This window comes from Sphingomonas sp. URHD0057 (genome assembly GCF_000620665.1).
Lineage (GTDB): Bacteria > Pseudomonadota > Alphaproteobacteria > Sphingomonadales > Sphingomonadaceae > Sphingomicrobium.
In genome coordinates, this window is sequence record NZ_JIAU01000007.1 from 94,266 (window position 1) to 117,715 (window position 23,450).

General features: G+C 65.7%; 23 protein-coding genes and 1 tRNA gene. 7 read left to right on the plus strand and 17 right to left on the minus strand.

The features are described from left to right. Window positions 1-4: 4 nt before the first annotated feature. Window positions 5-742 carry a class I SAM-dependent methyltransferase gene (locus tag N539_RS0106220; protein WP_028969566.1) on the plus strand — a complete coding sequence of 246 codons (738 nt, stop codon included), beginning with the start codon at window positions 5-7 and terminating at the stop codon, window positions 740-742. Window positions 743-747: 5 nt separating this feature from the next. Here the strand turns inward: N539_RS0106220 and lptG are convergent, their stop codons facing one another. Both lptG and lptF read right to left on the minus strand, forming a co-directional pair. Then, window positions 748-1,851, minus strand: coding sequence for an LPS export ABC transporter permease LptG (gene lptG / locus N539_RS0106225; RefSeq protein ID WP_037552411.1), 1,104 nt, complete (start codon window positions 1,849-1,851; stop codon window positions 748-750). Beyond that, window positions 1,848-3,071, minus strand: a complete 1,224-nt coding sequence (gene lptF / locus N539_RS15785; RefSeq protein WP_231462919.1) for an LPS export ABC transporter permease LptF — start codon at window positions 3,069-3,071, stop codon at window positions 1,848-1,850. Before lptF ends, lptG begins: the two co-directional genes overlap by 4 nt. Before the next feature lie 117 nt (window positions 3,072-3,188). On the opposite strand from lptF, the gene N539_RS0106235 reads away from it, so the two are divergent. Beyond that, window positions 3,189-4,253, plus strand: coding sequence for a diacylglycerol/lipid kinase family protein (locus tag N539_RS0106235; RefSeq protein ID WP_081774238.1), 1,065 nt, complete (start codon window positions 3,189-3,191; stop codon window positions 4,251-4,253). Between the two features lie 9 nt (window positions 4,254-4,262). Then, a complete protein-coding gene (locus tag N539_RS0106240; protein ID WP_028969569.1) occupies window positions 4,263-5,120 on the plus strand; it encodes a hypothetical protein in 858 nt (285 codons plus the stop codon). Here N539_RS0106240 and N539_RS0106245 read toward each other — a convergent pair. Together N539_RS0106245 and spt are read right to left on the minus strand one after the other, a co-directional pair. After that, window positions 5,077-7,068 carry an ATP-binding protein gene (locus N539_RS0106245; protein WP_028969570.1) on the minus strand — a complete coding sequence of 664 codons (1,992 nt, stop codon included), beginning with the start codon at window positions 7,066-7,068 and terminating at the stop codon, window positions 5,077-5,079. The genes N539_RS0106240 and N539_RS0106245 overlap by 44 nt on opposite strands. 58 nt (window positions 7,069-7,126) lie before the next feature. Beyond that, entirely contained in the window at window positions 7,127-8,329 is a 1,203-nt protein-coding gene (gene spt, locus N539_RS0106250; RefSeq protein WP_028969571.1) for a serine palmitoyltransferase, read from the minus strand. A 296-nt stretch (window positions 8,330-8,625) separates the two neighbouring features. Here spt and N539_RS0106255 point away from each other — a divergent pair, with 296 nt between their 5' ends. Next, entirely contained in the window at window positions 8,626-9,456 is an 831-nt protein-coding gene (locus tag N539_RS0106255; RefSeq protein ID WP_156029791.1) for a DUF3108 domain-containing protein, read from the plus strand. 266 nt (window positions 9,457-9,722) lie between these two features. On the opposite strand, the gene N539_RS0106260 is transcribed toward N539_RS0106255, so the two are convergent. The 5 genes from N539_RS0106260 to obgE form a co-directional block, all read right to left on the minus strand. Then, window positions 9,723-9,965, minus strand: a complete 243-nt coding sequence (locus N539_RS0106260; protein WP_028969573.1) for an acyl carrier protein — start codon at window positions 9,963-9,965, stop codon at window positions 9,723-9,725. A 63-nt stretch (window positions 9,966-10,028) separates the two neighbouring features. Continuing rightward, on the minus strand, window positions 10,029-11,093 hold the full coding sequence (locus N539_RS17705; RefSeq protein WP_028969574.1) for a 2OG-Fe(II) oxygenase family protein: 1,065 nt from the start codon (window positions 11,091-11,093) through the stop codon (window positions 10,029-10,031). Beyond that, window positions 11,090-12,019 carry a sulfite exporter TauE/SafE family protein gene (locus tag N539_RS0106270; RefSeq protein ID WP_197018356.1) on the minus strand — a complete coding sequence of 310 codons (930 nt, stop codon included), beginning with the start codon at window positions 12,017-12,019 and terminating at the stop codon, window positions 11,090-11,092. Before N539_RS0106270 ends, N539_RS17705 begins: the two co-directional genes overlap by 4 nt. A gap of 188 nt (window positions 12,020-12,207) precedes the next feature. Then, window positions 12,208-13,113 carry an NAD-dependent epimerase/dehydratase family protein gene (locus N539_RS0106275; RefSeq protein ID WP_231462921.1) on the minus strand — a complete coding sequence of 302 codons (906 nt, stop codon included), beginning with the start codon at window positions 13,111-13,113 and terminating at the stop codon, window positions 12,208-12,210. After that, window positions 13,110-14,153, minus strand: a complete 1,044-nt coding sequence (obgE, locus tag N539_RS0106280) for a GTPase ObgE (protein ID WP_028969577.1) — start codon at window positions 14,151-14,153, stop codon at window positions 13,110-13,112. The genes N539_RS0106275 and obgE overlap by 4 nt, the downstream gene beginning before the upstream one ends. A gap of 163 nt (window positions 14,154-14,316) precedes the next feature. Here obgE and N539_RS0106285 point away from each other — a divergent pair, with 163 nt between their 5' ends. After that, on the plus strand, window positions 14,317-14,823 hold the full coding sequence (locus N539_RS0106285) for a hypothetical protein (RefSeq protein ID WP_028969578.1): 507 nt from the start codon (window positions 14,317-14,319) through the stop codon (window positions 14,821-14,823). Beyond that, window positions 14,820-15,080, plus strand: coding sequence for a hypothetical protein (locus N539_RS0106290; RefSeq protein WP_028969579.1), 261 nt, complete (start codon window positions 14,820-14,822; stop codon window positions 15,078-15,080). Before N539_RS0106285 ends, N539_RS0106290 begins: the two co-directional genes overlap by 4 nt. Window positions 15,081-15,094: 14 nt before the next feature. On the opposite strand, the gene N539_RS0106295 is transcribed toward N539_RS0106290, so the two are convergent. From N539_RS0106295 to hspQ, 6 genes are all read right to left on the minus strand, one after another. Next, window positions 15,095-15,514, minus strand: a complete 420-nt coding sequence (locus N539_RS0106295) for a low affinity iron permease family protein (RefSeq protein WP_028969580.1) — start codon at window positions 15,512-15,514, stop codon at window positions 15,095-15,097. A gap of 47 nt (window positions 15,515-15,561) precedes the next feature. Then, entirely contained in the window at window positions 15,562-16,842 is a 1,281-nt protein-coding gene (locus N539_RS0106300; RefSeq protein WP_028969581.1) for an NRAMP family divalent metal transporter, read from the minus strand. A 33-nt stretch (window positions 16,843-16,875) separates the two neighbouring features. Then, the gene (locus N539_RS0106305) at window positions 16,876-17,430 is read right to left on the minus strand and encodes a GNAT family N-acetyltransferase (RefSeq protein ID WP_443027621.1); all 555 of its coding nucleotides are present in this window, start codon (window positions 17,428-17,430) and stop codon (window positions 16,876-16,878) included. A gap of 204 nt (window positions 17,431-17,634) precedes the next feature. Beyond that, entirely contained in the window at window positions 17,635-17,907 is a 273-nt protein-coding gene (gene rpmA, locus N539_RS0106310) for a 50S ribosomal protein L27 (protein WP_028969583.1), read from the minus strand. A 6-nt stretch (window positions 17,908-17,913) separates the two neighbouring features. After that, window positions 17,914-18,525, minus strand: a complete 612-nt coding sequence (gene rplU, locus N539_RS18130) for a 50S ribosomal protein L21 (RefSeq protein ID WP_028969584.1) — start codon at window positions 18,523-18,525, stop codon at window positions 17,914-17,916. Window positions 18,526-18,645: 120 nt separating this feature from the next. Continuing rightward, window positions 18,646-18,987 carry a heat shock protein HspQ gene (hspQ, locus tag N539_RS0106320; protein ID WP_037552476.1) on the minus strand — a complete coding sequence of 114 codons (342 nt, stop codon included), beginning with the start codon at window positions 18,985-18,987 and terminating at the stop codon, window positions 18,646-18,648. 128 nt (window positions 18,988-19,115) lie between these two features. Here hspQ and N539_RS0106325 point away from each other — a divergent pair. Beyond that, window positions 19,116-19,205: transfer RNA gene (locus N539_RS0106325), tRNA-Ser, on the plus strand. A gap of 25 nt (window positions 19,206-19,230) precedes the next feature. Here the strand turns inward: N539_RS0106325 and N539_RS0106330 are convergent. Both N539_RS0106330 and N539_RS0106335 read right to left on the minus strand, forming a co-directional pair. After that, window positions 19,231-20,283 (minus strand): PrsW family glutamic-type intramembrane protease, encoded by a 1,053-nt coding sequence (locus N539_RS0106330; protein WP_028969586.1) that lies wholly within the window; start codon window positions 20,281-20,283, stop codon window positions 19,231-19,233. Between the two features lie 10 nt (window positions 20,284-20,293). Continuing rightward, on the minus strand, window positions 20,294-23,446 hold the full coding sequence (locus N539_RS0106335) for a hypothetical protein (RefSeq protein WP_156029792.1): 3,153 nt from the start codon (window positions 23,444-23,446) through the stop codon (window positions 20,294-20,296). Between the last annotated feature and the right edge of the window lie 4 nt (window positions 23,447-23,450).

Genomic DNA, 23,450 nt, shown 5'->3' on the forward strand with positions numbered 1-23,450 from the left:
TCGCATGGAACGCGCGGTGTTCGACCGGATGGCCGAACTGGACCAGGAGCATTGGTGGTTCCTCGCGCGGCGCCGAATCCTCGACACACTGATCCAGCGCGTCGTGCAACCGCCACACGGTGCGCGGGTGCTCGAGGTCGGGTGCGGGACCGGTCACAATTTGGCGATGCTCGGGCGCTTCGGCGCGGTCGAGGCGTGCGAGCTCGACAAGTGCGCACGCGCGCTCGCCGGTAAGCGGCTTGGTCGCAGGGTGAAGGACGCGCGGCTGCCCGATCTGTCGATGTTCGAGCGCAATGGCTACGACCTTGTCGCTTTGCTCGACGTGCTCGAGCACGTGCCCGACGACATCGGCTCGCTGCGCGCGATCCACCGGCGGCTGAAGCCGGGCGGCGCTCTGCTGCTGACGGTGCCGGCCAACCCGTGGATGTGGAGCGCGCATGACGTCGCCCACCATCATTTCCGCCGCTACACGCGCGCCGGTCTCGACCGATTGTTCGAGCAAGCCGGGTTCGAAGTGCAGCTGCTGAGTTATTTCAACAGCCTGCTGTTCCCGCCGATCGCGGCGGCGAGGCTGATCGGCAAAGCGCGGCGCAACGACAGCGCCGACGACGCGCTGCCCGGGGCGCGGGTGAATGCGGTGTTGAATGCGGTGTTTGGGCTCGAGGCGGGGATGATTGGCCGGGTGCCCATGCCGTTCGGCGTAAGCCTGGTCGCGGTCGTGCGGCGGCCGGTCCTGCAATAGCGCCGCTACTCCTCCGTCCGCACCAGCACGGTCTCCCCGATCAGCAGGAATAGAAGGAACGGCGCCCAGGCCGCGATCAGGGGCGGGTAGGCGCCGGCATTGCCCATCGCCAGGCTGAAATTGTCGGCGACGAAGTAAGCGAAGCCGAGCGCCATGCCGATTACCGCGCGGACCATCACCTGGCCGGAGCGGGCGAGGCCGAAGGCGGCCACCGCGGCGAGCAGCGGCATGAGCAGGGTCGAGATCGGCCCCGAAATCTTGTGCGCCAGGCCGGCCCTGGCCTCGTCGGCGGGGCGCCCCGCCGCCTCGAGCTCTGCGATGCGCTGTTTCAAGGTCCAATAATCGAGTTCGGCGGGATCGACCTTGGCCAAGGTCAGCTGTCCTGCCGTCACTCCCTCCAGCGCGGGCATTTGCGGCTGGCGGGAAATGACGTTCATGCTCGCGTCGTAGATGCGGACGTCCTCGAGCAGCCAGTCGTTGGCGGACGGCCGGGGAACGGCCCTGGCGGCGATAATGGTTCGCTGGAGGATGCCGCCGCCGCGATCGTAGATCTGCAAGTTCTGGACGCGAAGGTCGCGGCCATGGCCGATCACGAGGCCGGCGCGGACGAGATCGTCGCCGTTGAGCAGCCACACATTGCTGAGGATGCCGCTGTCCGGCGGGACCGGCTTGTAGTCGTTATCCGACCAGGCGGTGACCACGCGCCCCGATTTGACCACCACCGTCTCGTTGAAGGCAAACAGGGCGATGGCGATGCCGATGCTGGCGATGACCAGCGGGGCGAGGATCTGGTGCGCCGACAGGCCCGCGGCCTTCATCGCCACCACCTCGCTGTGCTGATTGAGCCCGACGAAGGCGATCAGCGTGCCCAGCAACACGGAGAAGGGGAGGAAGCGCGAAACGAGCAGCGGAAGCCGCAGCGCGACATAATGCCACAGCTGGGCATCGCCGTTGCCGGGCACCGCGAGGATCTTGCCGGACTCGCCCAACAGATCCAGGGTCATCAGGATCAGGATCAGCGCGATCATCACCGCCAGGCTGCGGGTGAGGAACAGCCGCACCATGTAGAAAGCCAGCCGGTGCGATGGAAAGAAGCTGAGGTTGATCATGCCGGGGTGCTCGCCGCTCTCGGCCGCGGCACGGCGTTGGCCGTCTTGCGCACATATTTCGCGCTCTTGGCGAAGAACCATTCGAGAGCGCCGATCGGCTGACCGCCCGGCTTGTGCGCGAGAATGTGGTACATCCAGAAGATCAGCGCGGCGAGCAGGATGAAGGGCGACCAGAGCGCGACGGCCGGATCGATGTGGCCGCGGGCGCCGGCGGCCTCCGCATATTGGTTGATCTTGTGATAGGCGACCACGATCACGATGCCGACGAAGATGCCGAGGCCCGAGGAGCTGCGCTTGGGCGGAATTGCCAGCGCGATGGCGAGGAACGGCAGCATCAGCATCATCACGACTTCGACGAGCCGGAAGTTGAAGTGCGCCTGCGCTTCGAGGCGCTGGTGGCGGTCGGTGGCCCCGCCGCCATAGCCGAGCCGCCAAAGCTCATGCAGGTAGAGCTCGTCGGACTCGTTGCTGCCACGGCCGCGGAACTGATCGATCATCGGCAGGCTGATCGGCAGATCATAGCTGTCGAAGGCGAGTGTGCGCGGGGTCGGGAACTTGGGCGAATCCTGGACCAGGCGGCCCTTGGACAGGCGGAACAGGATGACGTCGGCGTCGTCGGTCGAGAGGAACCGGCCGCGCTCGGCGGTCGCCGCGACGGATTCCCCCTTGCCCCGGTCCATCTGGATGAAGATGCCCTGGAGCTGGGTTCCCTTATGCTCGCTGCGGTCGATGCGCAGCGTCAAATGCTTGCCGAGGCGGTTGAACTCCCCGACCTTGATCGCGGCGCCGAGTGCGCCGGACTTCAAGTCGAAGCGCAGCCCCTCATATTGATAGTGGGTGTAAGGCTCGAGATAGCCGACGATGAACAGGTTGAGCGCGGCGAGCGGGACCGCGTATAAGAACGGAACGCGGAGCAGCCGGTTGTAGCCGATGCCGATGCCGCGCAGCGCGTCGAGCTCGGACGACAGCGCGAGCTTGCGGAAGGCAAGCAGGATGCCGAGCATGAGGCCGATCGGGATGCCGAGCGAAAGATATTCCGGAAGCAGGTTGGCGAGCATCCGCCAGACGACGCTGACCGGCCCCCCGGCATCGACCACATATTGGAACAGCCGCAGCATCTTATCGAGCACCAGCAGCATCGCGGCGAGGACCAGCGAGCCGAACAAAGGAACGGCGATCGAGCGGGCAAGATAGCGGTCGATAAGGCCCAGCCGGCTCAACTTCGTCGTCCCACCACCATCATTTGGCCGCAAAGGCAGCCGAAACCAGAGCATGGACGGAATGCGCGCGCGGCGCGTCCGTCCGGCGATGCCTATAGCGAACCGGTCCGTGAATTCATGCTGAAATCGAACTCAGAGACGGGAACAGGAGCCGCCGCCGCAGCGGGCGCCCTCGATTGCCCGTCGCCCGAGTGCCACAAGCATGTGTCGCGCCCGCGCATCGCGCTGCTCTCGAACCCCAAATCGACCGGCAACCTCGCCCAGCTACCGCGCATTCGCGAATATTGCGCCGACCATCCCGACGTCTTTCACTATGAGGTCGAGCACGCGCACCAGATCGGCGAGGCGATGAAGGTCATCGCCCGGGTCCGCCCCAAGGTGCTGGCCATCAACGGCGGCGACGGAACCGTGCAGGCGGCGCTGACCGAGATCCACAACGGCGGGCATTTCCGCGATTCACCGCCGCCCGTCGCCGTGCTTCCGAGCGGCAAGACCAATCTGATCGCGCTCGACCTCGGCGCGCGGACCGATCCGATCGAGACCCTCGAGCGGTTAATCCAGCTCGCGCGCACCGACCTCACGCCCCACACCGTCGCGCGCGAGCTCATCGCCCTGCGCCACGGCGACGGCGAGCAGCGGCCGGTGATTGGGATGTTCATGGGCGGTGCGGGCCTTGCCGACACGATGCTGTATTGCCGCGACAAGATCTATCCGCTGGGCCTGCCCAACGGTTTCGCGCACGTGCTGACCGCGGCTGCGTTCTTGATGAAGGTGTTCCTGGGCATGAAGGCGGGCTTCCTGCCGCCGGACCCGAAGCCGCTGCAGGTTTCGGTCCATGAAAATGGCGGAACGATCACCGGCCGGTTCTCGTTTCTCGCCGTGACTACGCTCGAGAAACTGCTGATCACCAATCCATTCGACGGACAGCGGTCGGGCTCGCTCAAGCTGCTTGCGATCGAGCAACGGCCGTCATCGATGATCGGTGCGATTTTTGCGCATCTCAGCGGCAAGCTTGGCCGATCCCAAGTGCGCGGCGTGCATTTCGAGGAAGCCGACGGAATCACCATCGAGAGCGACAGCTCCAACATCATTCTCGACGGCGAGACGTTCCACGCCGAGCGCGGACGACCGATTCATCTTCGTCCCGCAATGCCGCTGTCCTTCGTCAAGCTCGCCGCTTAAAGGCCGGACATGACCGAGCTGCGCGAGCTGGTCGCCGAGGAATTAGCGGTGCCGGTCGACCCGCGCGTGACCGGAGTCGCGAAAGCAATTGCGGCGAGGCAGGGCGGCCCCGGCCGCGCGATTCTGTTCTACGGTTCATGCCTGCGCGAAGAAAAGCTCGAAGGGCGGATGCTCGATTTCTACCTGATCGTGTCCGACTATCGCGCCGCTTATGCCAAACGGTGGCTGGCGCTCGCGAACCGGCTCGTTCCGCCCAACGTCTTCTATTTCGAGCACCACGGCCTGCGGGCCAAATATGCGGTCCTCAGCGAAGCCGACTTCTATCGCCTGAACGGGCCCGAGACGAGCAACGTCGCGGTGTGGGCGCGGTTTGCGCAGCCCGCGCGCCTGGTATGGGCGGCCGACGAGCTGGCGCGTGACCGCGCGATCGAGGCCGTGGCGCGCGCTGCGCCGACCCTGCTTGCAGCGGCCGGCAAGCGCGCGCGGGAAAAGCCGCTCGACTGGTGGCGGAGGGCCTTTTCACTCACCTATTCGGCCGAGCTTCGCGCCGAACGGCCCGGGCGACAGGCCTCGGTCGTTGATGCCGACCGCGAGCGTTATGTCCGCTTCACCGAGCCGGCGGCGGCAGCGATCGACCGGCAGCCGCGCGCAAGTTGGCGATGGCGGCGGATCGAGGGGAAGACGCTGTCGGTGCTGCGGCTGGCCAAGGCGAGCGCGACGTTCGCCGGCGGGCCGGACTATATCGCCTGGAAGATCAACCGCCACGCCGGGACCGAGATCGCGCTGAAACCGTGGCAGCGGAGACACCCCCTGCTCGCCGCGATCACCCTTTTGCCGCGGCTTTTGAGGTCCGGGGCGGTTCGCTAGCGTCGCGCGCGAGGGCGGCGGCGACCGCGCTTGCCAGCGCACCAACGGTGAAAGGCTTCCTCAGCAATTCGTGGCTGCGAAGGTCGTCGCTCTCGCCCTCGCCGACGTAGCCGGTGACGAAGAGCACCGAGAAATCGCGGTCGTGGGTCGCCTTGAGGTGGCGGATCAGCTCGGGGCCGGTCATCTCGGGCATGATCACGTCGGTGATCACGAGATCGAACTCCTGGCGCTTGAACAGCTCGATCGCCTCAGCGCCGCTGGAGCAGGCGACCGGATCGTAATCGAGGTCCTCGAGCGCATCGACGGTTGCGGTGCGGACGCGCGGGTCGTCCTCGACGAGGAGGAGGCGGGCACCGGCGACGTGGGCTTCGGAATCGGCGGCGCGCTGGACCGCCGGGTGGATGCGAACCGCGGCGGCGGCCTCGGTGCGGGGCAGGAAGATCGACACCGTCGTACCCTTGCCGAGCTCGCTTTCGATACCGACTTCGCCGCCGGACTGATGGGCGAAGCCGAAAATCTGGCTGAGGCCGAGGCCGGTGCCCTTGCCGACCGGCTTGGTGGTGAAGAAGGGCTCGAACGCGCGGTCGAGCACTTCGGACGTCATCCCACAGCCGGTGTCGGAGACGCTGATCTTCACATATTCGCCGGGGCGGACGTCGCCGACCTCGTTCGCGGCCAGCTTCACGTTGGCGGCGGCGATCTTCATCACGCCCTGGCCGTCCATCGCGTCGCGGGCGTTGACCGCGAGGTTGACGATCGCGTTCTCGAGCTGGTGCGGATCGACATAGATCGGCCACGTGTCGGGGGCGATCTTCAATTTGACGCGGACGCGTTCGCCGAGCGTGCGGTCGAGCAGGTCGGACATGCCGCCGATCAGCTCCTTGCTGTCGATGCGTTCGGGCAGCAGCGGCTCGGACCGTGCGAAGGAGAGCAAGCGGCGGGTCAAGGCAGCGGCGCGAGTCGCCCCTTCCATCGCATTGTTGAGGTGGCTCATGACCTCCCGGCGCGGACCATTGAGGCGGCGGAGGGCAAGGTCGATGCCGCCGACGACCACCGCCAGCATGTTGTTGAAGTCGTGCGCGATGCCGCCGGTCAACTGACCGACCGCCTCCATCTTCTGGACCTGGCGCAGCTGGGCCTCGGCCGCCTGACGCTCTTCCGCCTCTGCCTTGAGCGCCTGGTTCGCCTCCCACAGCTCCTGCGTGCGCTCGCGCACCGCAAGCTCGAGCGCCTCGGACCGCTCGGCTTCGGATTCGACCTGGCGGCGCGCCGCCGCATTCTGGCGCAGCGCCTGGACGGCAACCACGCCGAGGAAGATCGCGCCGACGCCGACGAGAATCCCCAGCCAGCTCAAATAATCGGTGAAGCGGTCGGCTTCGGCGGAGAAAATCTGGCTCTGGCTCTTGCGCTCGCGAAGCGCGGCCCGCTCGCTGTTGGTGATTTCATTGAGCTTGGCGTCGAGCCTGCCGCCGGAGCCTTGGGTCGCGGCTTGGTAGTAGTAACTGATGCCGGCGGCGCCGCCCTGCTTGGCGAGGGCGGCCCGGGCGGCAAGGGCGAGTTCGCTGCCCCGTTGATTATAAAGAGCCTCGAGCTCGCCGACGCGGCGCTGTTGCTCCGGACTGTTGCGCATCAGATTCTTGAGCTGGCGAATCTGGAAGCCGGCGAGCTGCCAGTCGCTCGAATAGATATTGCCGCTGGTCTTCACATCCTCGTCGAGGACGAAGCGAGCGAGCGCCGCTTCGGAGCGGGCGACATTCGCGCTGACGTTGCGGACGACCAGGGCGACATCATAGGCGTGGCGCTCGGCCATGAGCGCCTGCTCGCGCGCGTCGTTGGCGAATTTCACCAAAATCACGATGACGACGAGGAACAGGGCCGCGACGAGACCCGCCGCGGCGGCACCGCCTCGCCGCCAATCGAAGCGTATCTCTTCCCCGTCCCCGATCATCCGGCCAATCTAGTCTCGTTAACCTTTTGGCGAAAGCCAAAGGTTCCACGCTTTCGGCTCAGCTTATGCAACCCGTTGCACGGCCTGCCGCAGCGAACATGCCGAGAATCTCGCCGACTTGGTCCTCGGTGTGGAGCGCGCACAGCGAGCAGCGGAGCAAGGTCATGTTCGCGGGAGTCGCCGGCGGGCGGGCGAGATTGACGTACAGGCCCTCGTTGAGAAGCGCTTCCCACATCGCCGCGCCCGTTTCCAGGTCGGGCATGATGACGGCGATGATCGCCGACTGGGGCTCGTCGGTCCCGAGGGTGAAGCCGAGCTGGCGGAGGCCGGCATGGAGGCGCTTCGAATTCTCCCACAAGTGAGCGCGCTTGTCGGCGCTGTCCATCAGCTTGCGGATCGAGGTCGCGGCAGTCGCGACGACCGAGGGCGGAAGCGAGGCGGTGAAGACGTACGGCCGGCAGACCAGCCGCAGGATCTCGAACTTCGGGTGGTTGGAGACGCAGAAGCCGCCGACGGTGCCGACCGACTTGGAGAAGGTGCCGATGATGAAGTCGACGTCGTCCATCACCCTTTGGGCTTCCGCCACCCCCCGGCCGTGCTCGCCGATGAAGCCCATCGAGTGGGCTTCGTCGACCAGCACCATCGCGCCGTTCTCCTTCGAAACCCGAACCATGTCCTTGAGCGGTGCGACGTCGCCGAGCATCGAATAGACGCCTTCGAGGACGACCAGCTTGCCGGCGCCTTCGGGAATGCGCTTCAGCCGCTTCTCGAGCGCCTCGATATCGTTGTGGCGGAACGGCACGATCTGGGCATTGCCGAGCGCGCAGCCGTCGTAGATCGAGGCGTGGCTGTCGATGTCGAGGACGATGTAATCCTCTTTGCCGGCAATGGTGGAGATGATTCCGAGGTTCGCCTGGTAACCGGTCGAGAAGACCATCGCGTGGTCCATGGCGTAGAAATCCATAAGCGCCTGCTCGACCGCCTTGTGCCCGACATAGGTGCCGTTGAGGACCCGGCTGCCGGTGGTGCCCGAGCCGAATTCGTCGAGCGCCTGCTTGCCCGCCGCGACGACGTCGGGGTCGAAGGTCATGCCCATGTAATTATAGGTGCCGAGTAGGATCGTGGGTTTGCCGTTGCAGATCGCGACGGTCGGGCTTTCGACTTTCTCCATCACCAGGTTGAACGGGTCGGTGACCCCGGACTCGAGGAGCGTCTCGCGCATTTCGATCAGCGGATCGAATTTGGAAAGGAGATCAGTCATGCCCGGCTTCCCTACCTCCGGGAAGGGGCTCGATCAGTTCAAGAACTTTGGTGAGGGTCTGGGCTCGGTCGGGCATGCAGCTTTCCGTTAGTGACCGGCCGGTGCTTTCGCAACGCAATGGGGCGGCAATGCGGCGGCGGTCGGGTAGGGAAGCCCGTATGTCTGCATTGGGCGGAAAGCTGACATTAGCGTCCACTGATCGAAGCTGCGATGCTTCCCGTCGCGAAACGATTGTCGCGAGGCCCACGCGCATCGATGGATGAGCGAACGCCCACCCTATCCTCGAGGAGGGACCCATGCATGGCTGCGCTATCGCCGCGTCGTCGCTTCTGTCTGCTTTGGCACCGGCGAAGGCCGAGGTCCTGCCCCACGATTTGCATCCAATCGCCACTGCGACGGCTCCTGCACTTTCATCCGCTGGGTCTGGCGCCGGTCAGCTAACGACGACGGTTCATGTCGGCGACGGAACGCTCGATGGGTCGTTCCTCGAGCCATACAACAATGCATGGATGTACAACGCGAAGACTGCCGACGGCACGCTTCACCCACAAGGCATCTGGACCGACCACATGCAATGGAGCGTGCTGGACGGAAAACGCGTGATGTTGCGCGTCCAGGGGACGACTTTCCTCAATGGCAGCGCCAACACGATCGTCAATTTTTTCGAGCCGCGCACCCTGGCGCCGATCAAGTCGGAAACGCATGGCGTCGACGGGACGGTCTTTCGGCGCACCTTTGATGGCGCGCACGTCACCTCCGTCACGCTTGCCGGTGCCGGCGACAAGAACGATCCCGACGCCGCCGATCTTCCGCAAGCGGTCTACGACTTTAACGGCGGAATGTATGGAATCCTTCTGGCCTCGCTTCCGCTCAGGAAGGGACTCAAGGGCACCCTGCCCGCGATCGCCGACCGAGATGCGACGCTGATGGCCGAGCCCTTCGAAGTTCTCGGCAGGGAGACCGTGCATGCGGGTGCTCGGGGAAACCTGTCCGCGTGGGTCGTCGAAAGCACCCGTCCCGGCGAGTACACGATGACGTTCTGGCTGAGCAGAAGCGCACCGTACATCATCAGGCTGGTGATGAATGACGTAGCCAATCACCGGGTGCTGACCTGGGACATGCTGTAGCCGAGTTTTGGAGCGACCTCGGTCCACGCTTGGGCGAACCTGGAGCGCGCCTGAAGCGCTCGGCCTTACGCACAGATAACATTGGGCACCGGCGAAGGATCGGCGTAGCCGGCGCCGACGAGGTCCTTTCGCTGCTGGATCAGCGGGTCGAACTTGGAGAGAGGTCGGTCACTTCCCTACCTCGTCATTCCCGCGAAAGCGGGAACCCATATTTCCTTCTTCAGCTGGGTCCCCGCTTTCGCGGGGATGACGAAAAGCGAGGCGGGTCACGCCTGCAGCCGCTGGAGCGCGTCGACCAGCTGGCCGACGGTTTCGATCTCGGCCTGCAAGTTCATAGAGATGAGGACGTCGAACTCGTCCTCGACGTTGGCGACGAAGTCGAGCACGGTGAGGCTGTCCCATTCGAGATCCTGGGCGAAACGCGTCGCCTCGGTAATCGCGATGCCCTTCTTGTTGAATGGCGCGATCAGCTCGACGGTTTTGGCGTAAGTTTCCTGGCGGTCGGACATGGCTCGCTCGTTAGTGCGGGTGAGCCGCCTTCGCAACGCAATGGGGCGCGATTGAGGCGCTCATCAGGCCGTCACCGCATAGTCGTCGCCGTAGAATTTGCTGGTGCTTCGCGTGTGGAAGGCGATCGCCTTGATCGGCGGGTATTTGGGGTCGCCCAAGCCGGAGAGCACTTCGAGCTGCTCATCCTCCCAGACGTAGACCGCCATCGGGAAGGAGACTCGCGGGGCCGTGAGGTGCGAGCTATTGCCAGGCTTGCCGACGCGATGGGTGGTCGAGGGCAGGCGGTCGTTGCTGATGCGCTGCAGATAATCGCCGGTGTTGATGATGATCGAGCCGCGCGGCGCGTTGAGACGCACCCACTTGCGGCTCAGGTGGTTCCAGACCTGCAGGCCCTCGACCTCGGTGGCGGGGAGGATGGTTAACAAATCGACGTCCTCGTGGCCGAGCAGCCGGCCCGCGCCCGAAGCGTCCTGGTCGCGCGTCATCGGCGGGTAGTAATTGAGGCGCAGGCCGAAGTTGGTCGCGGTCAGCCGGCGGTCGTAGACGTGAGGGTCGACGCCGAGGCCCTGGAAGATCGCTTGGGCGATCGGCTTGAACAGGGCCTCGTGGGCGAGGACGAGGCGGCGGAAGTGCGGCTCATCATCGGGACGTGGCCAGTAATCGGCGGCGTTGAACGGCACCTCGCGGTGCTGCGGGATGTCGAACGCACGGCGGCACCACACCCAGCCTTCGACCAGGTCGGGGTGGATGTCGCTGGTCTCCTCGATCGGGAAATAGCCCTGGTTGACCGAGCCGTGGCGCCGGGCACGAAAGCGCATCTTTTCTTCGAGCGAAGTGGACGTGAAGACGTCGAGCACGCGGTCGTGGATTTCGTCGTACAGCGCCGCTTCGACGCCGTGGCCGGTGAGGATCGCGAAGCCGATTTCGCCCAGCGCCTGCGCGAAGTCGTCGGCGAAGCCCGCTCTCTCCGCCTCGTTGCCGTGGAGGAAGCGGGCGAAGTCCAGTGTGGCGATCTCGTAATCCTCGTCGAATTCGTCGCTGTCGTGCTCGGCAAGGCGATAAGTGTGCGCCTTCTGCACCTGATCATACTTGGCGAACTCGCGGTTGAGGGCCTGAGGGTCGGTCATGACGCGGCCACCGCCGCGGTCGCCGTCTCGGCCCGCTGCTCCCGCCGTCCGACCAAAGCGGCGCGGACCATCACCGCGGCAGCGTAGAGAACCACCACGAACACCAGCCAGCGCAGCACCTCGAGCGGCATCGACTTGACGATGAACGCGGCGACCAGCACCCCCGGTACGCCGCCGATGGCGAGGCCGAGGACGATTCTGAGGTCGACCTGGCCGATGGCGATGTGGCGCACGCTCGCGCCCGCCCCCATCAGCGAGCCGCCGGCGGCCATGATTGGGAAGCACAGCCGCGGATCCATGCCCATCAAGCTCAGCAAAACGAGCGTCGGGGCGTAGTTGCCGACTCCGAAATTGGCGAGGATGCCGAAGCCGAAGCTGGCGACGATGGCCACGATCGTCGGGCCAAGCGGCAGTCCGGTTGCGGTTCCCCCACCCGGGAATAGGTGAAGGTTGGTCATGGCATAAGCGGTGGCGGCAAGCAGTAGCCCAACGGCGACGATCAGCTGCACGATCCAGACTCGGGCGCGAACGACCAGCGGCGCTCCGATCAGTCCGCCGACCATGGTCGCGATGGCGCAGCCGAACAGCAGCACCGGATCGACGAACACTCCGAGCAGGATGAGGAAGACGATGCTCTCGACCATCACCGGCCCGGTCAGGCCGACGATCATGGTCGGCGGGATCAGCCGGTCGGGGACCATCTTGCGGAACTTGAACCAGGCCGCGGTCGGGGCGAACGAGCCGATCCCAAGCGTATCGAAGAAGTTGACGACTGCGCCGAGGCCGAGCGCCTCGACGTTCGGGCGGACGCGCTGGGCGATGGCGGCGCGGGTGAGTGCGATGGCGTAGGCGAGGATCCCGAGGGCCAACGGAATCAAGAGCGCGATCAGCAGCATTGCAGCGGCACGTTTGGCATGAATGGTCACCTGAAACAAAAATGCCCGCCAGAGGCGGGCGAGCAGTCGACGATCGGTTGCTAGGCGATCAGTCGCGCCATCGCGCCGCGAGGGTCGCGCCGCGCCACCAGAGGCGGAAAGTCGAACTTGCAGCGATAGCGTTCAGGTGCGTCATCCCGGCGTTGGTAGGGGCGGCGGCGGACCTTCGTCAAGCGCGGCTAAAGCCAGCCCTGGTCGCGGTACCACGCGGCGGTGGCGGCGAGGCCTTGCCCGGTTTCGATGCGGGGATGCCAGAGCCGGTCGGGGACGCCGTGCTGCGTGCTGACGACCCAGTCCGGGTGGCAGAAGTAAGCGACGCGGTCGGGGGTGAGCTTGGCCCGCTCGCGGCGCAGCAGGACATCGAGGCGCGAGCCGATGGCGAGAAGGAAGCGGGGGGTCGAGACGGTGCGCGCAGGGACGCCGACGGCGCGGCTGAGCGCGTCGCCGAACTCCCGGTGGCTCCAGCCGTTAGGCCGACCGTCATCGGGCTCTAGCACGACCTTCGCCGGCGCGCCGGGCTCGGCAAGCGCGAGCAACAGCCGCGCGAGATCGTCGACATGGATCAGCGACAAGCGGCCGGCGGGCGGCATGTAGATTCGGCCGCCGCGCGCCATCTTGAACAGGTCGAGCGTTTCCCTGTCGCCGGAGCCGTAGACGGCGGGCGGGCGGACAATCACCCAGTCGAGGCCCGACTCCTCGACCAATTCTTCGGCCTTGGCCTTCGACGCACCGTAGAGGGACAGTTGCGGCTGGCGCGCGGCGAGCGAGGAAACGTGGACGAAGCGCGTGGTCCCACCCGCCGTGGCGGCGGCGAGGACGGCGAGGGTGCCGGTGACGTTGCCGAGCTCGAAGCCCGTCATGTCGCGCGCCTTGAGCACGCCGGCGGCGTGGATGACGGCATCGGTCTCGTCGATCAGGCGCTCGAGCGAGGCCGGATCGGACAGGGATCCGTCGATCCAGGTCAGGCCCTCGCGCGCGGGCTGCGGACGGCGGGTCAGCGCGAGGACCGAATGGCCGGCGCCAAGCGCGGCCTCGATCAGGTGCTGGCCGACGAAGCCGGTGCCGCCGGTGATGGCGAGCTTCACAGCGGGGACCAGTTGCGCTCCGCCGCGGCGTCGTCGCTGGCCCTGGCGGCGGCGGTTCCGACCCGCTCGATGATCGCGTCGAGCAGCGGCCCGAGCCCTTCGTCGAGCGGCGCCGAGATCGGGAAGACCTTCGCGCCCGAAGCTTTTTCCAGTGCCTTTGCCGTCTTGGCGCGCCGCTTGTCGTCGACGAGGTCGGCCTTGCTCAGCGCGATCACTTCGGGCTTGCGGATGAGCCCGGCCCCGTAGCTGTCGAGCTCATCGCGGACGATCCGCCAGGACTCGACCGGGTCTTCCGCGGAAGCGTCGACGAGGTGCAGGAGCAGCCCGGTACGCTCGACATGGCCGAGGAAGCGGTCGCCGACCCCGGCGCCTTCGGCCGCGCCCTCGATCAGTCCCGGGATGTCAGCAATGACGAACTCGCGCCCTTTGTGGCGGACGACACCGAGCTGGGGGCGGAGAGTGGTGAAGGGATAGTCGCCGACCTTGGCCGAGGCGTTGGTCACCGAATTGAGGAAGGTCGATTTGCCGGCGTTGGGCAGGCCGAGGAGGCCGACGTCGGCCAGCAATTTGAGCCTCAGCCACACCCACATCTCCTCGCCTTCCTCGCCAGTCTGGTGTTGGCGCGGGGCGCGGTTGGTGGAGGTTTTGTAGCTGGCGTTGCCGCGCCCGCCGAGGCCGCCCTTCAGCAGCGTCACCCGTTCACCCTCGCGGGTGAGGTCGGCGAGCAGCGTGCGCTCCTCGTCATCGGCGAGGACCTGGGTGCCGATTGGGACTTTGACGACGAGATCATCGCCGCCCGCTCCGGTGCGGTTGGAGCCGGCGCCGCCCTTGCCGCGAGGCGCGCGGAAATGCTGGGTGTAGCGGAAGTCGATGAGCGTATTGAGACCCGGCACGGCCTCGAACACGACGTCGCCGCCCCTGCCGCCGTCGCCGCCGTCGGGCCCGCCGAACTCGACGAACTTCTCGCGCCGGAAGCTGACCGCGCCCGGGCCGCCCGCTCCGGAGCGAATGTAGATCTTGGCCTGGTCGAGGAAGTGCATCGCGCTCGCGAGTTAGGGGGCCAAGTTAATCTTGGCGAGTCTTGGCGAAAATCGTCGTGCTGCCGCGCCATGCCAACGGTCAGGCGTAAATCGTTCAATTGCCGGAACGATCTCCGCCGCTTTGGGCTTACGCTTCCCGGTTCGGACGAGTCGGCGGGGGAAAATGCTTACGGAAAGCCCAGCAACAGCGCGCGAAGCGGAGCCGCAGGTCGGCAGCGAGGAGCTGGTCGAAGGGCTGATGCTGATGCGTGCGAGCACGCTCAAGATGATCCGCCTGCAGCTGGCGATGGAGCGCAACGACCGGCGCCTCGCGCTCGAGACGGTGGACGATTTGGTCGCGCTCGACCGGCGGCTCGAGGATTATCTGGCGGACGTGCCGACGGCGCAGCTGATGTTCCGCCGCGAGCTCGAGGTGGAGCGCGCCGCGCTCAACCGCGAGAAGCTGACTCTCGCGGCCGAGGTCATCCGCAGTGAAGCGAAACCGGAGCCGGTTGCCGAGACCGCGGTCGAAGCGGCCGCGCCGGACGCCGAAACGTGGGAGGACTTCGCCTTCGACGAGCCGCGGCGGACACGCTGGTGGCCGGTGCTGGTCCTCATTCTTCTCTCGGCGATCGCAGCGGCGGCCTATTGGTTCGGGGCTTCCGATGCCGTGATTAGGTCGCTGTCATGATCGCGTCCGACAATGTGCTCCGGGCCAAGGAGCTCGAGGCTTACGAGGCGATCGAGCTCGATCGGCACTCGGAGATCGTGCGACTGATCCTCGCCGAAGTGTCCTTGCTCACCGACAAATACCGCTACGTCCGGCGCCACGATGTGCCGCACATCCGCGAGCTTGTGGGTCTGGTCGACCTGTTGTGGCAGGACGTTGAAATGCATGCGGCGCGCCCCCGCGAGCCGGCGCTGCACGAAGAGATCGGCACCTACTAGACCTTCTTTGGAGGTCAGAATCGGTCGAGCAGGCGGTCGACGGTGTCCGGTGCACTTTGCTGCTTCGGGCCTTCCTCGTGAAGCTGCTTGGCGTGCCGCTCGAGCGCAGCGCGCACCAGCTCGATCTGCTGGTCGGTCAAGTGCTCGATGCCGATGAACTGCGGGCGGGCCTCGTCGACGGCGCGCAGAAGCTCGTCGAGCTTGGCCTGGATCGCGGCCCCGTCGCGATTTTGGCTATTCTGGATGAGGAAGACGGCAAGGAAGGTCAGCACCGTCGTCGCGGTGTTGATGACCAGCTGCCAGGTGTCCGAATAATGGAAGAGCGGTCCCGAGATCGCCCATACGATGCAAGCCAGCGTGGCGCCGACGAAGGCACTGGGCTGGCCCATCCAGATTGCTGTCTTCGACGCGACGGCGGAAAAAAACTTGTACATGAGCGCCGTAACGCTGGCGGAACATGTTGGTGCCTTGTTGCGGTTCGTCAGCCGGCGAAGCTGGTGACGAGCATGGCCCCCGAAGCGAGCGCCATCACCGCGGTCGCGGCCCAGCCGAACCCGAGCAAGCCCCGGCGCTCGGTAAAGCGGCCCATCACGGCCTTGCGCGAGGCTAGGACCATCATCGCCGCCATGATCGGCACCGCCGCCACGCCATTGAGGACCGCGCTCCAGAACAAAGCCTTGATCGGATCGAGGCTCGAGAATTCGAGCACCACGCCGGTCAGCGTCGCGGCGACGATGATGGCGTAGAAGCGCATCGCCTGCTGCGGCTTGTACTCGAGACCCTCGGGCCACCCGCGGGCCTCGCTGACGGCAAAGGCGGCGGAGCCGGCGAGCACCGGAACGGCGAGGATGCCGGTCCCAATGATGCCCATCGCGAACAGTACGAAAGCAAAGCGCCCGGCGATCGGCTTCAGCGCCAAAGCGGCGTCGGCGGCCGTCTGGATGTCGGTGACTCCGCGCGCATGAAGCGTCGCCGCGGTCGCGAGCATGATCGCCAGGGCAATGAGGTTGGAGAACGCCATGCCGACGAGCGTGTCGAGGCGGATGCGGCGGTATTGCTCGGGCGCCGAGCGTGGCGAGGCCTTGAGCGGCTTGTCGCTGGACGTCGCGACGTCCTCGGCTTCCTGCGAGCTCTGCCAGAAGAACAGATAGGGGCTGATGGTCGTCCCGAGGACCGCGACCACGGTCAGGATCGCGGCGCGGCCGAGATTGCGCGGCCAGACCATGCCGAGCAGCGCTTGCGGCCAGTCCACGTGCACGAGCAGGATCACCGCGACATAGGCGAACAGGCTGAGCGTCAGCCATTTCAGGATCTCGGCATATTGGCGGTAGGGCACGAACAGCTGCAAGCCGACGCAGAGGAGGGCGAAAGCGATGACGAAGACATGCTCGCCGCCCCCGGTCACCAACGCCGCCGACGCCGCCATGGCGGCGAGATCGGCGCCGATGTTGAAGATATTGGCGGCGAGCAGGATCGCGACGAGCAAGGTCACGATCCAGCCGGGAAAGGCGCCGCGCAGGTTCCTCGCGAGACCGCAGCCGGTCACCCGCCCGATGTGCGCGCTGACCAGCTGTACCGCGCTCATCAGCGGGTAAGTGAGGACGAGCGTCCACAGGAGGCCGTAACCGAACTGCGCGCCGGCCTGAGAATAAGTGGCGATGCCGCTCGGATCGTCGTCGGCGGCGCCGGTGACGATGCCCGGCCCAAGCTCGTGCAGCGACTTGCCGAGCCGTGCGCGCGCCTGGTGCAATCCCCACCCCACGGGGCGGGTTGTGCACCAAGCGCGCGATGCTGGCTAGGCGGCGAGCACTTCATCCTCGTCGAGCTCGGCGGCCTGCCCGAGCGAGAGCCGCATGAGGCGCGCGGGGACGTCGCTGCCGCGCGCGCAGCTGTGGCGCGGGGCGATGATGCCGAGCGCCCCGAAGCCGAGCTTTTCGAGCACGCGCGCCGAGGCGGGATTGTCGAGAAAGTGCGCGCCTTCCAGGGTGCCGAGACCGAGCGCCCGTGCGATCTCGATCAGCGCCGCGCAGGCCTCCGTCGCGAAGCCTCGGCTCCAATAGGGGCGGGCGATCCAATAGCCCATCTCGACGGCGCCCGAGGGACGCCGGCCGAGCCCGCACGAGCCGACCAGCTGCGGCGCGCCGGTGGTGCGCTCGAAAACGAGCAGCGAGGGCAGGATGGGATCGCGCGGGCTGGCGAGAAACGCCTCGGCATCGCGCAGGGTGTAGGGCCACGGCACGACCGCCAGGTTTCGCGCAATGGCCGCGTCCGACATGGCGGCGGCAAGCGCCGGCGCATCTTCCGGGAAGCCCGGTCTCAGAAGCAGTCTTGGCGTTCTGGCGAACATCATCTCATCTCCTCCCGCACGGCGCGCTGACGCCGCTTGGTGACAGTTTCGGGAGAAGATGAAGAAGGCTTGGGGCGAACCGCCTTCTATTCGGGGCAAAAGAAAAGCCCCCTTGCGGGGGCTTCCCTCTTCTCCCTTGGTGGTCTCGATCGTTTCAGATCTCGTCCGGGCCGCCCCCTTGTGGGAACGGTCCCGTTCTGACCGTTCCTATTTCGCCGCTTCCGTAATCGTCGGCATGACATGGACGTACTTGCGGCCCAGCTTGCCATCTCGGAACGCGACCGAGCCGTCGGTGAGTGCAAAAAGCGTATGATCCTTGCCCAGGCCGACGTTGGTCCCCGGGTGCCACTTGGTGCCGCGCTGGCGCACGATGATGTTGCCGGCGCGAACGCTCTCGCTGCCGAACTTCTTCACGCCGAGCCGCTTGCTCTCACTGTCGCGGCCGTTGCGGGAGGACCCGCCTGCTTTCTTATGTGCCATGTCGAACTACTTCGCTTTCGGACTCTTCTTGGCCGCGGCCTTAGCAGGTGCAGCATTTTTTGTCGACGGGGTTTCCGCCTTGGCCTTGGCCGGAGCAGCCTTTTTCGCCGCAGGCTTGGGTGCGCCGGCCGTTTTATCGTCCTTCGGAGCGGGGTTCGGGGTTGGCTTGCCGGCCACTTCCAGCGCCTTCTGCTCGTCGGTCGTCGCCTCGACAGTTTCCTTCGCACGCGCAGCAGCCGACTTGTCGGCGCCGGCCTTGGGCGCAGCTTCCGCCTTGGGAGCGGCTTCAGCCTTCGGAGCCGCCTTCTTCTCTTCCTTGTGATCGCCGATCGCGACGATCCTCAAGATCGTGTGCTGCTGGCGATGGCCCTTCTTGCGGCGATAGTTGTGGCGGCGGCGCTTCTTGAACACCGTGACCTTGTCGCCCTTGGCCTGGGCGACGATCTCGGCGGCGACGGTCAGACCGTCGGTCGACTTCAAATTGCCGCCGTCACCGGCCAGCAGCACCTCGCCGAGCGTGATCTTGTCACCGGCATTGCCGTCGAGCTTCTCGACGACGATCTTGTCTCCCGGGGCGACGCGATATTGCTTGCCGCCCGTGCGCACGACTGCGAACATTGGCTCTTCTCTTGCTCTAGAATTCCGGTTCCCGCGCCGCGTCACGCTCAACAAAAAGCCGCCGCGCTCGGGAAAGCGAGCCGCCTATGGCAGGGGGCGCGGAGTGTCAACCAGCGGGGGTTATTGCCGGTGCTCGGGCCGCAGTAGGTAACGGCCGTCCTCGAGCCGGTCGAACATGGTCGGGATCGCCGGATGATCGATCGGCTCGTCGCTGTCGTCGTGCGCCAGGTTCTGCTGGCTGACATAGGCGATGTAGGCGCTTTCGGAATTCTCGGCGAGCAGGTGATAGAAGGGCTGATCCTTGGGCGGACGAAGATCCTCCGGAATCGCTTCGTACCATTCCTCGCTGTTCGAAAATTCGGGGTCGACGTCGAAGATCACGCCGCGGAAATCGAACAGGCGATGGCGCACGACGTCGCCGATGGCGAAGCGGGCCAGGGGGATTTCGATTTTCGGCGGCATGGCGCCGGAACGCGTGAGCGGCTCAAAAGGGGTCATGCACACTATCTAGGCAATGGCGGGCGGCGCTGCTAGAGCGCGCCGCGTCCGACCGGAGCCGGCATTCGCCCGGCCAGCGCAAAACCCCAAGCGGAGAGGTGGCTGAGTGGTCGAAAGCACCGCACTCGAAATGCGGCGTACGGGCAACTGTACCGTGGGTTCGAATCCCACCCTCTCCGCCATTCGACAATCGTTCGCTGAAAAGCCTCAGCCGCGATCGAGGCGCTGCTTGAGCTCCGACAATTCCCAATAATCGTTGCGGCTGAACGGGAGCAGCTGGTTGAGCTGGGCGTAGATGCTCGGGCCAAGGGCGCGGCGCAGGCCTTCGCGCTCCTCCAGCGCGGAACGGAGCGCGGCCGCGTCATATTCCGCATCGCCATTGGCTTCCTCCAGCAACGTCTCCTCGGCTTCGCCAATGAGGAAGGCCTGAAGCTCCCAATAGCGCCGGATGCGTTTCACGGTTTCGGAGTCGAGACGGCCCGACCAGGCGGCGATCTTGGTGCCGCTCGGCGAATCCGGCCAGGCGCCCGACCGCAACACATCGAGCTGGGCCTTGTGCTCGGCGCGCTCGGCAACCAGCCACGACTGCGCTTCCGAGGTGCCGAAGCCGAAGATCAACATGAGCGCGACCGGGGCGAACACGATCGCGCCGAGCATCGCCAGCATCGGGCGGTCGGGAAACTGATTGAACAGCATGTGGATCGCGACCGCGACGAGGAAGCCGGGGACGAACCACCACGGGCGGAAGTTGAAGCTGGCGGCGGCGCCGCGCGTCTCGCGCTCGGCGAGCTCGTGGGCGATCGCGGCGAGGATCGCCAGCGTCGTCCCATGCATGACCGCGGTGCCGAGCCCGCGCACCAGCCAGGTACCGGCGCCATAATCGGGATAGATCGACAGATAGATGATGTTCTCGACGACCGAGAAGCCGGCGCCGATGGCGAACCCGGAGATGACCGCGTCGAGTTTATAGCCGATCCGGTTGAAGCCGAAGAGCAGGATGATGACCGCGGCCTTGAATGCTTCCTCGATCCACGGCGCGACGAAGCGGCTGTAATTGGAAAAGCCGATCGGAAGCGTGTCGATGAGCCGGCCGGAGATCGGGTAGACGGCGACCGCGGCGATCCCCCCGAGCACGAGGAGCAGAAGGATCTCCTTCAAGCTCATGAGCTTGAACGCGTCGAGCCAGGTGAAAATGGCGAGCAGCACGAGCACCGGAACCAGCGCCAGGCCCCAATGGGCGCTTTCGGTCAGGAACTGCATCGGCTCCAGCTTACATGATTTTCAGGGACGCAAGCCACTCGGTCTTGCGGTAGTGGCCGTTGTCGAACCCCGCCGCGGCGCCGACCGAGAAGATCATCGGCAGTCTGAGCGCGACGGTGAAATTGAGATCGAGCTGGGCACCGACGTCGGCATACGTGTGGTTGCTGCGGTCGGCGTTGTTGGTCGCCATGACGCCCGCGAAGGCGGCGGGGCGAACGTAGCTCAGGTAAAAGGCGGGCGCGCCGAGCTCGGCGAAGCGGACCGGCGGCAGGTTGATCTCGCCGGTCACGCGAGCGAAGCGGCGGGCGGCGATCTCGTCGATCGCGAAGCCGGGAAAGCTCTCCATCTCGCGGTAGCGCTTCTCGCTTCGGTCATCGACATAATTGTTGCGGAACGAGCCAAAATAATAAGCGGCAAGCGGGTTGTCGCGCTGGCCGCCGACCATGCCGGCGGACGCGTACAGCCAGGCCGAGCTGTTGCTCCACGGCAAAGCGGTGCCGACGTCGACCCCGCCATAGGCGCGAGGGAACCAGTGGCCCTGCGCCTGGTCGGTGCCGACCGCGATGCGGCCGGCGATGCCCTTTTCATGGTCGACGCCGCCGAGCGACTTGGTGACATTGGTGTATTTCAGCCCGATTTCGCCGGAGCGCAGGTTCTTGGGGCTCGCAATGTTCTGCGCGCCGGGCAGTTGCTCAAGCCCGAAATAGGTCGCGGCCGAGCCGAACAGGTCGAGCTGTCGCGGCGGATCGTAGATCAGCGGCTTGGTGTAATCGGCGATGAACGCGTCGCCCTTGCGGCTGCGCAGGACCGGGCCGGCGAGGTCATAAACGTCGGCGAGATTGTGCCAATAGTTCAGCTTCCAATAGGGCGTTTGATATTCGACATTGGCATGGAAGCGCTCCGACCCCTTCACCCCATAAGGCGAGGCGGCGAGGCTGACGCTCAGCTGCCGGAACTGCAGCGGGTCGGCGATGTGGAAATAATAGCCGAACGCTGCCTTGCGGTCGTAGCCCGAGACGATCGGGTAATGGGCATCGAAGCGCATGCGCTTGAGCGGCTCATAGCTGCCGCGCTGGGTGATGAGCTGGTCGAGCGGGACCTTGGCGGGCGAGCCGATGCCCCATTGCTTGAGCTCTGGCCACTTGTTGACGACTTCGGTGCCGAAGAAGCGCACGGCGGCGAGGTCCTCGCGAACCTGCGGCTGGACGATCGATGGATTGAAGCCGTCGCCGGTGTAATCGTAGACGAGCAGGCTCCCGTCGGGCCGGAGCTGCGGCCGGAAGAAACCGGTCGAGGCGTTGGTCAGCAGGTCGTACTTTCCGGTGGCAATATCGAGTCGGATGACGTTTGCCGCGCCAGTGTAATAGCTATTGCCGAGCAGCGCCTTGCCGTCGGGCGTGAAGGTGAAATTCTCCGGCACTGACGGTGGCAGCGACAACGCCGCGACCGGAGCCTCTGCGTTGCCGGCCATGAGGTCGTCGCGCTTCCACACCTTGACCGACTGCTTGCCGTCGATCCCGCCGTAGGAGGCGGAAATGAGTTCGCCATCCGGCGACACGTCGAGATCGAAGATGACCTCGCCATAACGGAAGGTCTTGATTTGGTTGAAGCTGGTGTAGGGCGCCGGGATCCGCACCAAAGTGACGAACCCGTTCTGGTGGCGGATGCCCCACAGGCTCTGGTCGGCGCGGTCGAAGGCGAGGTCGCCGATGCGCGCGTCCTTGAGCAGCTTGCGCTTCTTACCCGTGTCGACGTCGATCGCGTAAAGGTCGCGATAGGCGTAATTCTGGTTGGTGTAGAAGGCGGTCCGCGTCGACGGGTCGTAAGCGATGCTCGTCACCTTGTAGAGCATCATCCCGTCGAGATCGGTGAGGTGGGTGAGCTTGCCGGTGGCGAGGTCCATGCGGCCGATGAAGCCGATGCGGCCGGGATAGCGGAAGGCGGCGATCAGGCTGTTGGTCTTGTCGTCGACGAAGCCGCGCGACATCGAGCCGAGGCCGCGCGGGCTGAGGTGCCTCGGCTCGCTCAGCGGATATTTGGCGAGCTCGGCGAGATTGGCTTCCTGGAACTTGCGTTCGGAGGCGATCCAGTCGTCCCACACATCGTCGAGCGGGCGCCCGAACACGTGCTTGAATTGAGCGGAGTAGAAGGCCTTCGAGTCCTCCGAGCGGCGCAGCCATTCGACCGTCCGTTCCGGACCGTAGGTGAGCGCGAGGTAGGAAAAGAAGCGGGTGCCGTAGAGGTAGCTATTGGCGCCGACCTGGAAGTCGATCTGGGTGCCTTCGCTCTCGAGCCCGAGCGGCGAGAACAAGCGCTTGTGATCACGGACCTTGGCGCGGAACACCATTTCGTCATAGCCGCCTTGGGCGCGCCCGAGGCCGCCGGCCATCCAGGTTTCGAAGAAGACCGCGCTGCCTTCCATGTACCAGCGTGGGGTGAGGTTCCGCGGGCTGGTGAGGAAATTGTAGAGGATCGATTCCGGGTGCTTCTGCAGCGGCGTCGGCTTGCCGCCGAGAAAGTGGCGCCAGAAGGCCTCCTTACTGTTCCACACGTCGATCGCTGCGACGTGCGCAAGCTCATGGTTGGTGAGGGTGAAGAAGCGCTCGCCCGGCGAAAAGGTCTCCATCGACAGCGACAAGGGCGCCACGTCGAGCAGCACCATGTTGCTTGGGCTGCCGAGCGCGGCGGCGTTGCCATAGTCGGAGAAGTCCTTGAGCAGGACCGTCGTCCGATCCCACGGCTTCCAGTGGAATTCCTTCATGTGGAAGGCGAGGGCGTTCTCGAACGCGCGGGCGAGATACGGCGTCAGATAGGTCTGGATCGGGTCGATGTAGAGGAGCGAGAGGTTCTTCGTCTCGAGCGTCGACAAGTGGAAACCCGACGCGTCCGGCGGGACGTGCGAGGGCTCGGTCTGCTCGGGCGCGTTGGGCTTGGTCGGCGCCGGGGTGACGGGCTCCGAGGGCGGCTGGACCTCGGGCTGCTGCGGGACGTCCTCGGGCTTTTCGACGACAGTCGTGGTGTCGGCCGGCGGCGGCGGCGGAGGCGGGTTCGCCGGGGTCTGCGCGAAGGCCGGTGTCGCCGCTGCAAGAGTGATGAGCGCCAGCCCGCTACGCGCGAGCCGGCGCCCAATCGGCCATTTTACCCCCAACTGACGGCCCCCCAAGCCG

Excerpts from the sequence above, each read along its gene's own strand:
- N539_RS0106220 (WP_028969566.1), top strand. The coding sequence starts at position 5 with ATGGAACGCGCGGTGTTCGACCGGATGGCCGAACTGGACCAGGAGCAT.
- lptG (WP_037552411.1), bottom strand. The coding sequence starts at position 1,851 with ATGATCAACCTCAGCTTCTTTCCATCGCACCGGCTGGCTTTCTACATG.
- N539_RS0106235 (WP_081774238.1), top strand. The coding sequence starts at position 3,189 with ATGCTGAAATCGAACTCAGAGACGGGAACAGGAGCCGCCGCCGCAGCG.
- N539_RS0106240 (WP_028969569.1), top strand. The coding sequence starts at position 4,263 with ATGACCGAGCTGCGCGAGCTGGTCGCCGAGGAATTAGCGGTGCCGGTC.
- N539_RS0106245 (WP_028969570.1), bottom strand. The coding sequence starts at position 7,068 with ATGATCGGGGACGGGGAAGAGATACGCTTCGATTGGCGGCGAGGCGGT.
- spt (WP_028969571.1), bottom strand. The coding sequence starts at position 8,329 with ATGACTGATCTCCTTTCCAAATTCGATCCGCTGATCGAAATGCGCGAG.
- N539_RS0106255 (WP_156029791.1), top strand. The coding sequence starts at position 8,626 with ATGCATGGCTGCGCTATCGCCGCGTCGTCGCTTCTGTCTGCTTTGGCA.
- N539_RS0106260 (WP_028969573.1), bottom strand. The coding sequence starts at position 9,965 with ATGTCCGACCGCCAGGAAACTTACGCCAAAACCGTCGAGCTGATCGCG.
- N539_RS17705 (WP_028969574.1), bottom strand. The coding sequence starts at position 11,093 with ATGACCGACCCTCAGGCCCTCAACCGCGAGTTCGCCAAGTATGATCAG.
- obgE (WP_028969577.1), bottom strand. The coding sequence starts at position 14,153 with ATGCACTTCCTCGACCAGGCCAAGATCTACATTCGCTCCGGAGCGGGC.
- N539_RS0106285 (WP_028969578.1), top strand. The coding sequence starts at position 14,317 with ATGCTTACGGAAAGCCCAGCAACAGCGCGCGAAGCGGAGCCGCAGGTC.
- N539_RS0106290 (WP_028969579.1), top strand. The coding sequence starts at position 14,820 with ATGATCGCGTCCGACAATGTGCTCCGGGCCAAGGAGCTCGAGGCTTAC.
- N539_RS0106295 (WP_028969580.1), bottom strand. The coding sequence starts at position 15,514 with ATGTACAAGTTTTTTTCCGCCGTCGCGTCGAAGACAGCAATCTGGATG.
- N539_RS0106305 (WP_443027621.1), bottom strand. The coding sequence starts at position 17,430 with ATGATGTTCGCCAGAACGCCAAGACTGCTTCTGAGACCGGGCTTCCCG.
- rpmA (WP_028969583.1), bottom strand. The coding sequence starts at position 17,907 with ATGGCACATAAGAAAGCAGGCGGGTCCTCCCGCAACGGCCGCGACAGT.
- rplU (WP_028969584.1), bottom strand. The coding sequence starts at position 18,525 with ATGTTCGCAGTCGTGCGCACGGGCGGCAAGCAATATCGCGTCGCCCCG.
- hspQ (WP_037552476.1), bottom strand. The coding sequence starts at position 18,987 with ATGCCGCCGAAAATCGAAATCCCCCTGGCCCGCTTCGCCATCGGCGAC.
- N539_RS0106330 (WP_028969586.1), bottom strand. The coding sequence starts at position 20,283 with ATGCAGTTCCTGACCGAAAGCGCCCATTGGGGCCTGGCGCTGGTTCCG.